This is a genomic window from Streptomyces sp. NBC_00178, assembly GCF_036206005.1.
Taxonomy (GTDB): domain Bacteria; phylum Actinomycetota; class Actinomycetes; order Streptomycetales; family Streptomycetaceae; genus Streptomyces.
On the sequence record NZ_CP108143.1, the window covers coordinates 3979943 to 3992500 of the forward strand.

Sequence of the window (12558 nt, forward strand, 5' to 3'; positions counted from 1 at the left end):
CGCCGGCGCCCAGGGGCGCCCGGGACGGACGGGACGGGGCGGCGGTCGCCCCGCTGCGCTGTCCCCTCGGTGCCGGTGCCTGCCGTTATCGGTGGGCGTCGGTGCCTGCTGTGCCGGTGCCCGCGGTCGTGGTGCCCGCTGTGCCGGTGCCCGCCGTATTGATGAACGCGCGGACGGCGGCCGGGACACAATGGGCCGGTGCGGTACCTGATCCTGGGCGTCACCGAGGCGCGAGACGAGCACGGCGGAGCGCTGCCCGTCGGCGGCGCGCGGCTGCGCGCCCTGCTCGCGGCGCTCGCGGTGCGGGCCGGGCGTCCCGCGTCCGTCGCCGCGCTCATCGACGACGTGTGGGCGGACGCGCCGCCGCAGGACGCGCCCGCCGCCCTCCAAGCACTCGTCGGACGGCTGCGCCGCGCCCTCGGCAGGGAGGCGGTGACGGCAGCCCCCGGCGGCTACCGGCTGGAAGCGGGCCCGGACGACGTCGACCTCCACGTCTTCGAGCGGCTCGTCCGGCAGGGCTCCGCGGAGCTCGCCTCCGGCAGACCCGGGGCAGCCGCAGGCACCCTGCGCGACGCGCTCGCCCTGTGGCGGGGCCCCGCCCTCGCCGATCTCCCCGGGGACGAGTCCGGGCGCAGGGCGGAGGCCCACCGGCTCACCGCGCTCCAGCAGCGCATCGAGGCCGACCTCGTCCGCGGCGCCACGGCGGGCCTCGTCCCCGAGCTGAGAGAGCTGACGGCCGCCCACCCGTACGACGAGCGGCTGCGCGCGCAACTGCTCCGGGGGCTGCGCGCCGAGGGCCGGCAGGCCGACGCGCTCGTCGCGTACGAGGAGGCGCGCAGGGTTCTCGCGGACGGTCTCGGTACCGATCCGGGGCCGGAACTCAGCGCGCTCCACCGGGAGCTCCTCGACACCGGCGGGCCGTCCGGGCGGGGCTCTGCCGCTCCCCGGGTTCCCGGCGCTCCGCGGGTACCCGATGATCCGGGTCCAGGCGATCTTGGTGCGGAGGAGGGAAACATCCGGCCCCGGCTCACGTCCTTCGTCGGCCGCGAGCCCGAACTCCGCCTCATCCGCTCCGACCTGTCCCGCTCCCGGCTGGTCACCCTCACGGGCCCCGGTGGTTCCGGCAAGACCAGGCTCGCCGAGGAGTCCGCGGCCGGGCAGGGCGCCTGGATCGCCGAACTCGCCCCGCTCGACGACCCCTCGGCGGTCCCCGGCGCCGTCCTCTCCGCCCTCGGACTGCGCGAGACGGCCCTGCTGCAGGGCGGCTCCCGCGAGGGGCCCGCCGTGCCGCAGGACCCCACCGAGCGACTGGTCGAGCACCTGTCCCACCGGTCACGTCACCGCCCCTTCCTGCTCGTGCTCGACAACTGCGAACACGTCGTCGACGCCGCCGCCGCCCTCGCCGAGACGCTCCTCACCCGCTGCCCCGGACTGCGCGTCCTCGCCACCAGCCGCGAGCCGCTGGGCGTGCCGGGGGAGATGGTCCGCCCGGTCGGCCCGCTGCCACCCGACCCCGCCCACCGGCTCTTCGCCGAGCGCGCCCGCGCCGTGCGGCCGGACTTCGCCCCGGACACCGGGGAGGGCGGTGACACGGGAGCCGTGGCGGAGATCTGCCGCAGACTCGACGGACTCCCCCTGGCCATCGAACTCGCCGCCGCCCGCCTCCGGCTGCTCACCCCGCGCCAGATCGCCGACCGCCTCGACGACCGCTTCCGGCTGCTCACCAGCGGCAGCCGCACCGTGCTGCCGCGGCAGCAGACGCTGCGAGCGGTCGTCGACTGGTCCTGGGACCTGCTGTCCCCGGACGAGCGGACCGTGCTGCGGCAGGTGTCCGTCTTCGCGGGCGGATGGGACCTGGCGGCGGCCGAAGCGGTGACCGGCCCCGACGCCGCCGCCCTGCTGGGCGCACTGGTCGACAAGTCACTCGTCGTCGCCACCCCCACCGGCGGCGGCATGCGCTACCGCCTGCTGGAGACGATCCACGAGTACGCCGCCGAACGCGTCGCCGAGACCCCCGGCGTCCGCGACGCCGCGGCCCGTGCCCACACGGCGTACTTCCTCGCGCTGGCCGAGAAGGCCGACGGCCGCCTGCGCTCCGAAGGCCAGCTCCCCTGGATCGAACGCCTGGAGGCGGACCTCGACAACATCCGCGCCGTCCTCCACCGCACGGTCGTGGCCCACCCCTGCGAGCCGGTGGCGGTGCGCCTGGTGCTCGCCATGGGGTGGTTCTGGTGGCTGCGCAATTTCCGTATCGAGGGCACGACCTGGACCGAACGCACCTCGGCGCTCGGCGAGGACCCGTCCGACGAGACCGATCCCCGCTACTGGCCGCGGATGCACCTGCACATGCTGCGGTTCCTCCTCGCCATGGAGAACCGGCCGACCGACAGCATCAACGAGGACGAGGAACTCCTCACCCTGATCGGCAGGGTGACCGAGGTTTTCGGCGCCTGCGGCCCGGAGGCCGCCCGGTTCCCCGGACTGCTATGGCCGATGACCCTGTACATGCGGCGCGAGTACACACCCCGCGTCCACGCCCACTTCGACGCCGCCGTCGCCAACACCCGGGCGTACGGCGGTGACTGGGAGTACGGCGTCACGCTGATGTTCCGCACCCACATGCTCGTCGACACCCCCCTCGGCATGAACGGCATCGACGGGGACCTCGCCGAGCTGCGCGCCCTCAGCCGCCGTAACGGCGATCGCTACCTGCGCGCCCAGGTCGCGAGCGCCGCAGCCGAGGCGGACATGATGCGGGGGAGGTACGACGAGGCGCGGGCGGACTACGAGGAGGCATTGCAGCTCGCCCGGGAGGTCGGTGCCCACGCCGAGACACCTTTCCTGCTGGGGCGCCTGGCCGAACTCTCCTACCGGACCGGTGACCTCGACGCCGCCGGGAAGGGCCTGGACGAGGCGGAGGCCGAGGCCGAACGCCGACAGGTCCTGGACGCCCGGGCCTACATCGGCTTCCTGCGCGCCTCGATCGCCCTCACGGCGGGCCGGGCCGCCGAGGCCCGGCGCCACATCGAATCCGTGAACTGCGGCGAGTCGTACGGCAATCCGCCCCCGCAGTTCGAGGCGGCGGTCCTCGGGCTCTCCGCCCGCATCAGCGTGTTCGAGCCGGGGGCCGGCCCCGAAGCCGGGCTGCGCGGGATCACCGACGCGCTCCGGCTCGCCGTGGACTCCGAATGCGCGGAGGTGGTCACCGCCCATCTGGCGGAGGCGGCCGGAAGCATCCTGCCGAAGGTCGGCCGGCACGCCATCGCGGTCCGCCTCCTCGCGGCCTCCGACACCTGGCGGGCGTACGGGCCCCGGTCCGCGGTGGAGGAGGCCGAGGTCACGGCCGTACTGGCGGCCCTGCGCGAACGGCTGGGCGAGCAGGCGTACGACGAGGCGCGCGCCGAGGGGCAGGGGCTGACGCCGAGGGACGTCATCGCGCTGCTCACGGACGCCGTCGTCCGGCTCACGGATGACGGCGCGCTGCCCACGGACGACGGCGCCCGGCTCACGGATGACGGCGCACTGCCCACCGACGCCGTCGCGCTGCCCACGGACGACGTTGACGGGACCGGCACCGTCGAGGCCGAGGGGACCGGCACCGTCGAGGCCGCCGACGGGACCGACCGGGACCGGTCCGGGACGCCACCGGTCAGCGGCAGCTGATCCGCGACTCCGCCCAGTCGGCGAGCGCCACCCCGCCGAGGGCCCCTGAGGGCTCCACGACGAGCCGGATGCTCTCCCGCCCCTGGATTCCGACACGCGCCGGGACCGCGGGGTCACCTCCCCGCATCACCGGGGACCGCCACAGCCGCGCCCCCGCACCGTCGTACACGGAGAACCGCACCGCGCCGAGACCGAGGGTCAGGTCGTCGACCCCCACCGTCGCCTCGTAACGGGTGCACGCCCGGTTGAGCTGCACGGTGACCGACGAGAGGGAGGGAGCGGTCACACCGTGCGCGTAGGACTTGGAGGCGATCGACAGCCCGTCGCGCTGCCAGAACACCCCGGTGCTCCGGCGGAGCACGATCTCGGGCTCCGTGTGGTCCCCGGCGACGGAGTACGCCAGGCGGTTCACCTGGTAGACCTCCGGCGCGGGCGGCACCGGCTCCGGCGGCACGGGCTCCGGCGGGGCGGGCGCGGGCGGCGCGGGGGTGGGCGGCGCGGGGGTGGGCTTCGCAGGGGTCGGCGTCGGGGCCGGAGCGGATGACCGGGACGGTGCCGGCCGCGGCTCGGGGGCGGGCGGCGGCTCGGGTGCCGGAGGGGCCGGCCTGGACGGCGGCGGTGCCGGGTCCGGCTCGGGCTCCTGCCGCGGCGGGGGAGCGGGCACCGGCGCAGCGGGTGCCGCGGCCGGCGGCTTCGCCACCGGACGTTCCTCCGGCGCCCGGTCGTCGCCGGACAGGGCCCACACCAGCCCGGTGGCGGCCGCCACGGCCACCGCGGCGGCGATCCCGGCCTTCACCGGGGCGCCGAGCCCTTCCGACACTGCGGCTCCGCCCGCCGCTCCGCCGCCCGACGACGCGCTGCCCGTGGCCGCGGCGGCCGCTCCGGCACCTGCCGCCCCCACCGCTCCGCCGGCGGCGATGCCCGCCGCCTTGACCGCGTAGCCCGCGGCGAACCATCCGATGACCGCGACCGGGAGCAGCGCCGGAATCCCGGCGTTCACACGGTCGAGCTCACCCGCGGCGACCCGGCACCTGGCGCACTCGTCCAGGTGCTTGCGCAGGCCGCGCTCGGCACGGGTCCGCAGTCCGCCGCGGGCGTGGGCGCCGAGCCGGTCGGCGTACTGCGCGCAGTCACCGCCGGCCGTCAGCGACTGACTCACATGGGCCTGGAGATAGGCCTGCCTGAGCCCTTCGCGGGCCCGTACGGCCAGGACCGCCGTGGCGTTGGCCGTCAGGCCGAACAGCGGGGCGACCTCGCTCGGCGACTCCTCCTCCACCGTGGTGTGCCACAGCACCGCCTGCCAGCGCTCCGGCAGGCTGCGGAACGCCTGCATGGCCATCGACCTGTCGGCCTCGTGCATGGCCAGCACGTCCGCCCCGAGGTCGAGGGTGTCGGCCTCGGACAGTTCGCTGGAACGGGTGGCCCGGGCGGCGAACACGGCGAAGTCGTCGACCAGGTGCTCGCGCTTCGCGCTCTTCGTCCAGGCGGCGGCCACATGCCGGACCGAGGTCATGAGGTAGGCCCGGACGGCCTCCTGCGGGCCCTTGCCGCCACGCACCGCCTGCAGGGTCCTGGCGAACACCTCGGCCGTCAGGTCGTCCGCTGTGTGGGCGTCCCGGCAGCACGTGCGGGCGTAGCGGCGCACCGCTCCCGAGTGCCGCCGGAACAGCTCCTCGTACGCCGGGTCGTCCCCCGCACGCATGCCCTGGATCAACTGGGCGTCGGACGGGCCGAGATCGGCGGAGCCCGCTCGGCCCTCGCGCTGCAGAGGGACCGCGTACGAAGGGGTACTTCCGGTTCCGGAATCCGGTGGCCCGGCCTCCTCGGCGGGCGACCAGGGACCGGGGAGCACCGTGCCGCCCTCGGCTGAGTCCCCGGAACGGCGACGGGGGGCGGGCTGCTGTGGCCGGCTCGGCATGTGACCGGGCGCGGAACCGTCGGTGCCCGTCACGCCGCCCCCGCCCACCACGGCGCCACCGTCGGCCGGCTCTTCCTGCTGCGCGTCACCGCTCATCGCGAAGCCCCCGTATGCACCCTCGGACGCGAAATACCGGGGCCAGAGTGCCACAGCGCCACGCCGCGAAGGAGCCTGAGCAGGGGCAACCACTCATCCGGGGTGTCTTCACCCCTGCGGGGGGCGTGACATCACTCCTACGGGGAAGGAGGGAGGCCCTCCAGACCGCACTGACGTCCGGTCACAGCGAGCCCGGCCGCCGGTGGTTCCAGCGGTACGCGAGTCGAGCGGGCGAGGATTCCGGCTGCACGCAAGCCTGGGCGACCGAGCTTCCGGCGGTACGCAAGCCTGGGCGGGCGAGGGTTCCGGCGGTACGCAAGCCTGGGCGGCCGAGGGTTCCGGTACGCGAGCCCAACCTCCGACGGCTTCGCCCGCAACCGGCTCCGCCCGTGCGCCCACGGTTCCGCTGGTTCCGTCCGAACGCGGGAGCGGCTCCCCGCGGGCCTCCAGCCGCCCGCGCGGGAGTGCAGGACCGCGAGGGACCCGGCGTGGCACGGCGCTCGTGTGCGCCGACCAGCCTCCGGACAGGTTCCTGGCCCCGGAGAGGCCCCCGCCTCCGGACAGGTCGCCGGTCTCACGCTTCCGGATACGCCCCCGGTCGCCGCGGCCAGGGTCCCCCGCCCTCGGGCGGGGCCCCTGACGGCGTCCGGCCGGTGGGAGCGGGCTCCCACCGGCCGGTGCGTGCGCGTCCGTCGCCCGCGGTTACGCGGGGCGGGAGCGGAGCCCCTCCAGCAGGATGTCCAGCAGCCTGGCCGATGCGGCGGCCTGGTGAGCGGGGTCCGGCAGTGCGGGCGCCGCCGTGGCGATGACCAGCAGCACATCGGCCACCGTCACATCGCCGCGCAGCTCTCCCGACTCGCGAGCCCGGTTCACCAGGCTCCCCACGACGTCGAGCAGCTCCGCCACCCCCGGGTCGTCGTCGAGGGAATCCTCGGCCGCCGTGTGCTGCTCGACCACCCGGAGGCCGGGCTGGCCCGTCATCTGGCGCTGGTGCGGGACGCGTGTGTCGCCGTCCGCCGCAGCCTGACCCGGTATCGCCGCAGGGTCGTCGGGCTCAGCGCCGACCCGGAGCACCTGGGGCGGCAGCAGCCGCCCGGCCCCCGACGCCACGGAGGTCCGCAGGAAACGGGAGAGCGCCGACCACGGCTCTTCCTCCTGCCCGAGGGCGGACCGCGCCTGATCGGTGAGCCGGGCCGTCTCCTCCTGGGCTATCCGGCGCACGAGCACGTCCTTGCTCGGGAAACGCCGGTAGACCGTGCCCACGCCGACCCGGGCGCGGCGGGCCACGTCCTCCATCGGCGCGCCGTAACCCAGTTCGCCGAACACCTCACGCGCGGCGCGCAGGACGTGTTCGAGATTGCGCTGTGCGTCCACGCGGAGCGGTGCCGAACGGGGGGCGATCGCCGCCGTCCCGACCACGCCGACCGCAGCCACCGGACTCAGCCGCCCATGACCCTCTGCGGTGGAGCCGACAGCACTCTGCCCATGCAAATCCTGAATGTGCATAACTTCCCCCGGTTATGACGTCTCCCCCCGGAGACTTCCCGCCCTGTCCGCCGGGTGTGGACCTCTGTCCGATTCCGACACCCCGACGGGGTACGAACATAGTTGAGCCCGGGTCAATTCAGAAGGGGGTAGTTCCGCACGGAGCGCCCCCCGATCGGAGCAAGGACCGGTTGGGCCCCGATTCGCCCCCTGCGGGTCTGCCCGCCCGTCCCGCCTGACCTGGGAAGCTGCGCGATCAAGAGGCGTCAGTCCCCTGCGCCTTGATCGACGAGCTCCGGTCACACAATTTGCCGGGCCTGTGGACAAACTCCGGACTCCGTTGCGTCATGGGAAGGTGATGGCACCAGATTCCCGGGGCACGTCCCCCGGCACCCGGCCAAGTGTGCGCATTCTCGTCGTCGGCGGCGGCTACGTCGGGATGTACACCGCACTGCGTCTCCAGCGGAAGCTGCGGCGGAGACTCAAGAGCGGTGAGGCCGAGATCGTGGTGGTCACGCCCGAGCCCTACATGACCTATCAGCCGTTCCTGCCCGAGGCCGCCGCCGGATCGATCTCCCCCCGCCACGTCGTCGTGCCGCTGCGCAGGGTCCTCAAGGACTGCACCATCGTCATCGGTGAGGCGGAGCGGGTCGATCACGCCAAGCGCACCGCGACGGTGACGACGCTCGCCACGGCGGACGACGGCACGGGTGCGGTCGAGATCCCGTACGACGAGATCGTCATCGCTCCCGGGTCCGTCTCGCGGACCCTGCCGATTCCGGGTCTCGCCGACTTCGGCATCGGCTTCAAGACCGTCGAGGAAGCCATCGGTCTGCGCAACCACGTCATCGAACAGATGGACATCGCCTCGGCCACCAGGGACCCCGCCGTCCGTGACGCCGCCCTCACCTTCGTCTTCGTGGGCGGCGGCTACGCCGGAGTCGAGGCGCTCGGCGAACTGGAGGACATGGCCCGCTACACCTCGCGGTACTACCACAACATCAAGCCCGCCGACCTGCGGTGGGTCCTCGTCGAGGCGACGGGGCGCATCCTGCCGGAGGTCGGCGAGGCGATGGGCAAGTACGCCGTCCGGGAACTCCGGGGCCGCAACATCGACGTACGGCTAGAAACCCGTCTGGACAGCTGCGAGGGCCGGGTCGCCGTGCTCAGTGACGGGTCGCGCTTCCCCACCCGCACCCTGGTGTGGACCGCCGGCGTCAAACCCGCCCCGCTCCTCGCGGCCACCGACCTGCCCCTCACCGAGCGCGGCCGGATCCGCTGCACCGCCGCGCTCGCCGTCGACGGGGCCCCGCACGCCTGGGCGGCCGGCGACGCCGCCGCCGTGCCCGACCTCACCTCGGCCGAACCGGGCACGGAGACCGCGCCGAACGCGCAGCACGCCGTACGCCAGGCCAAGGTCCTCTCGGACAACATCCTCGCCACGCTCGCGGGCCGGCCCACCGAGGACTACCGGCACTCCTACGCCGGGTCCGTCGCCTCGCTCGGCCTGCACAAGGGCGTCGCGCACGTGTACGGCCGCAAGCTCAAGGGCTATCCGGCCTGGCTGATGCACCGCGCCTACCACCTCAGCCGTGTACCGACCTTCAACCGGAAGGCGCGGGTCCTCGCGGAGTGGACCCTGGCCGGGCTGTTCAAACGCGAGATCGTCTCCCTCGGTTCGCTCGAACACCCGCGCGCGGAGTTCGCCCTGGCCGCAGGCGGACACACGCCCCCGGAGCCCACCGAGGCATCCCCGCCGAAGGACGAGGAGCCCCCTCGCGACTCCGGCTGAGCCACGAAGACGCGGCCATCGCCGGCCTGCCCGGGGACCGGCCCCGGCCGGGCGGCCGGATCTTCTGCGGCAGCGACCGCACCCCTTGCCGTACCGCAACTGACAGTACGGTCGGTCACACTGGACGTGTGACCATAGGTGGGCCCGCACCTGCGCAGAGTGACCCGCCCGGTAGTCACCTACAGTGACCGGCAGCGACGACCCACAGCACGAAGAGCCCGGCCGCGATTTCCCGGGAGCCCCGCCCCCGCACCTCCACCCGGCACGACCCGCGTGCGGGGCGACGGTGCGGGAACAGCAGACGAAGCAGCTCGCCCGAGCGGACCAGACCGACACACGAGGCCAGAGATTCCGTGAACTTCACGCGCTGGAGCGCCCGCTTCCCCGGAACGCAGCGTCGAGCCGCCGCGCGGGACGACCGCAGTTCCGTACCTGCCGCCCGCGCGGAGTCCGTGCGGCAGGCACCCGCGGACGCACCCGCGGAAGCCGTCCCGGAATCCGACGGCCCCGCCCCGGGCCCCTCGCTGGAGGCACTGTCGGCCGGTGCCCTGCTGGGCCGCCTGCCCGCCCCCGTCGCGCTGCTCCACGGCCCCGACCACCGCATCACCTACGTCAACGAGGCCTACACGACCGCCTTCGGGCCCCGGCCGTGCGGGACACCCGCGGCCGAGGCCATGCCGGAGCTCGCCGAACTGAGTCTGCTGCCGCTGCTGGACCAGGTCCTGCGCAGCGGCACCTCCCGCACGGTCAAGTCGCGCAAGGTCCTGGCCGGCAACTCGTACACCGTCACCTGCACGCCCGTGGCCGCGGGCGACCCGGACGGGGAGCCCGGCGTCCTCGTCTACGCCACCGACGTCACCGACCACGCCGAAGCGGCGCAACGGCTGCGCTCCAGCGAGCGCCGCCACCGCGAGACGGCCGTCACCCTCCAGCGCTCCCTGCTGCCGCAGGACCTCGAACAGCCGGACGACCTGCGGATCGCGGCCACCTACCAGCCGGGCGGCACCGACGCGGCGGTCGGCGGCGACTGGTACGACGTCATCACCCTCGGCGCCGGGCGCACCGCCCTCGTCATCGGTGACGTGATGGGGCGCGGGGTGCGCGCCGCGGCCGTCATGGGGCAGCTGCGCACCGCGGTCCGTGCCTACGCCCGCCTCGACCTGCCGCCGCACGAGATCCTTCAGCTGCTCGACGTCATCGCCGCCGAGATCGACGCGAACCAGATCGCCACCTGCGTCTACGCCGTGCACGACCCCAACGAGGGGCACCTCGTCTACGCCTCGGCGGGGCACCTGCCCATCCTCGTGTGCGACGAGGACGGCACGGTCCACCGCGCGGAGGACCCCACCGGGCCGCCGCTGGGCACGGGCGGCTGGGTCCACACCTCGGGGACGATCGCGCTGCCGCCGGGTTCCACCGCGGTGCTCTACACGGACGGCCTGGTCGAACGCCGCAGCGAGGACATCGACGAAGGAGTGGCCTCCCTGGAGCGCGCCCTGGCCGGCGCCAAGGGGGCGCCCCAGGTGGTCTGCGACCGGTTGATCCGCGCCCTGGGGGTGACGGCGGAGCACGACGACGACGTGGCGGTGCTCGTCGTCCAGCACCCGGCCCGTACGGGGACGAGCGCCGAGCTCTTCCACAACGCCTCGCTCGAACTCCTCGGCGGCATCGAAGCGGCACCGAGGGCGCGCGCCTTCGCCGGCGGGGTCCTGGCCTCCTGGCGGTTCCCCGTCGAGCTGTGCGACCTGGGCGTGCTCGCCGCCAGCGAGCTCGTGGCGAACTCCCTCCAGCACGGCACCCCGCCCATGCGGCTCGGCCTGCGCCGCACCGACCGCCGCCTGATCATCGAGGTGACGGACGGGGACGACCACCTGCCGCGCCGTCGCCGGGCCGAGCCCGCCGACGAGGCGGGGCGCGGCATCTCCATCATCGCGACCATCGCCTCGTCATGGGGCAGCCGGCGCACCCCCGGGGGCGGCAAGGCCGTGTGGTGCGAATTCGCGCTTCCCGGCTGAGCCCGCCTCAGCGCACGGCGGCTGCGGCTGTGGCGGCCTCGCCCTCGGGGATCGACACGGCGACCACCCGCGAAGGCTGCGCCGCGAGCGACGGATTGTCCTGTACAGGGGTGAGCCGACGGCCCAGCTTGAGGGCCAGCACGGTGATGCCCAGCGAGAACAGCACGAAGGTCACGATGTACGGCCCGTGCAGCGACGCCGCCAAAGGCCCGCCCACGGCCGGCCCGACCGCGAGGGCCAGCTGCTTGACCAGGGCGAACGCCGAGTTGTACTGACCGACCATGGACTCGGGGGCCAGATCGGCGACGAGCGGGGCGACGGTCGGCGACAGCATCGACTCCCCGAGCCCGAACAGGGCGTACGTCGAGATCATCGCGGCCGTCGCGATCGTCTGACTGCCGTGCCCGAGGCCCGCGTAACCCGCCACGATCCAGGCGAAGGCCCAGATCAGGCCGACGCCCGCGATGACCCGGCTGCGCCGCCGCCGCTCCACGAGGCGGAGCACGACGAACTGCGCGACGACGATGACGGCGGTGTTGGCCGCCAGCGCCAGACCCAGGGTGGACGGCTTGATCCCCGCCGCCTCCGTGCTGTAGGCCGCGAGTCCCGACTCGAACTGTCCGTAGCAGGCGAAGAAGATCACGAAGCCCAGGACGCACAGCTGCAGCATGGCCCGGTGGGAGAGCAGTACACGCAGCCCGGCCTTGGGTGCGGAGCCGCCGACGGGCACCGCGTCGGTGATGGACGGGGCCCGGGGCATGCGCACGGTGGACGCGATCACGCCGAGGACGACGAACATCGCCGCCTCGATGAGGAACAGCACGGTGAAGCTCGACGGACTCTGCACGTCCACCAGCTGTCCGCCGAGCAGGCCCCCGATGCCGAGGCCGAGGTTCTGCAGGAAGAACTGCATGGCGAAGGCGCGGGTGCGGGTGGAGGTGCTCGAGCACCACACCAGCATCGTCGAGAGCGCCGGCTGTATGACCGCGGTGCCGGCGCCCAGAAGCGCGGCGGACAGCACTGCGGACCACACGCTGCCGGAGACCCCGAGCGCGGCGGCACCCACGGCGGACGCACCGGCGGCGACGATCAGCACGGGCAGGGGCCCGCGCCGGTCGATGGCACGACCGGTGAACGGCAGTACGGCCAGCGCTGCCATGGCGAAGACAGCCAGTACGACACCAGCCGTACCGGCACCAAGATCCCGCACCTGCGCCACGTAGACGTACAGATACGGGACGGTGAACCCGAGGCCGAACGCGCTCAGCGCGCTGCCCAGCTGGATCCGCCGCAGCGCTGCACCCATCTCCCTGGTCACACTCACCTACCCCAACAGTCGAAGAACTTTGAAGAACACAACCTCATAGACTTTAGCACTAAAATTAGATAGTGAACTCTACAGCTCGAAGGACTTCGATGGGAGCGGAGAGCGTGCGATACTGCCCGCCATGTCTGAGACCACCGAGCAGCCCGAGCTCCAGGAGCCGAGCCTCGACGAGCAGATCGCGGCCTACCAGCGAGAGTTCCGGGACCTCGACCCCCAGGTCGAACAGATCGTGTCGGCACTGGGCCGGCTGAACCGTCGGATG

The 12558-nt window shown here is 73.8% G+C and carries 7 protein-coding genes (1 of these 7 running past the window's edge); 4 read left to right on the top strand and 3 right to left on the bottom strand.

The window, feature by feature from the left end:
* Positions 1–198 precede the first annotated feature (198 nt).
* Positions 199–3663 (top strand): ATP-binding protein, encoded by a 3465-nt coding sequence (locus OHT61_RS17265; RefSeq protein ID WP_329039435.1) that lies wholly within the window; start codon positions 199–201, stop codon positions 3661–3663.
* On the opposite strand, the gene OHT61_RS17270 is transcribed toward OHT61_RS17265, so the two are convergent.
* Both OHT61_RS17270 and OHT61_RS17275 read right to left on the bottom strand, forming a co-directional pair.
* Entirely contained in the window at positions 3650–5677 is a 2028-nt protein-coding gene (locus OHT61_RS17270; RefSeq protein ID WP_329039438.1) for a sigma-70 family RNA polymerase sigma factor, read from the bottom strand. The two genes, OHT61_RS17265 and OHT61_RS17270, sit on opposite strands and share 14 nt — an antisense overlap.
* A gap of 702 nt (positions 5678–6379) precedes the next feature.
* A complete protein-coding gene (locus tag OHT61_RS17275) occupies positions 6380–7183 on the bottom strand; it encodes a TetR/AcrR family transcriptional regulator (RefSeq protein WP_329039440.1) in 804 nt (267 codons plus the stop codon).
* Between the two features lie 337 nt (positions 7184–7520).
* Between OHT61_RS17275 and OHT61_RS17280 the strand changes: the two genes are divergently transcribed.
* Both OHT61_RS17280 and OHT61_RS17285 read left to right on the top strand, forming a co-directional pair.
* On the top strand, positions 7521–8954 hold the full coding sequence (locus OHT61_RS17280) for an NAD(P)/FAD-dependent oxidoreductase (RefSeq protein WP_329039441.1): 1434 nt from the start codon (positions 7521–7523) through the stop codon (positions 8952–8954).
* A 353-nt stretch (positions 8955–9307) separates the two neighbouring features.
* On the top strand, positions 9308–10969 hold the full coding sequence (locus OHT61_RS17285; protein WP_329039443.1) for an ATP-binding SpoIIE family protein phosphatase: 1662 nt from the start codon (positions 9308–9310) through the stop codon (positions 10967–10969).
* A gap of 7 nt (positions 10970–10976) precedes the next feature.
* On the opposite strand, the gene OHT61_RS17290 is transcribed toward OHT61_RS17285, so the two are convergent.
* Positions 10977–12275 carry an MFS transporter gene (locus OHT61_RS17290; RefSeq protein WP_329043297.1) on the bottom strand — a complete coding sequence of 433 codons (1299 nt, stop codon included), beginning with the start codon at positions 12273–12275 and terminating at the stop codon, positions 10977–10979.
* Between the two features lie 142 nt (positions 12276–12417).
* On the opposite strand from OHT61_RS17290, the gene OHT61_RS17295 reads away from it, so the two are divergent.
* Positions 12418–12558, top strand: partial view of a MarR family winged helix-turn-helix transcriptional regulator gene (locus OHT61_RS17295; RefSeq protein WP_329039445.1) — the beginning only. It continues 417 nt past the right edge of the window; the window shows 141 of its 558 coding nt (coding positions 1–141); the start codon lies at positions 12418–12420; its stop codon lies beyond the right edge, outside the window.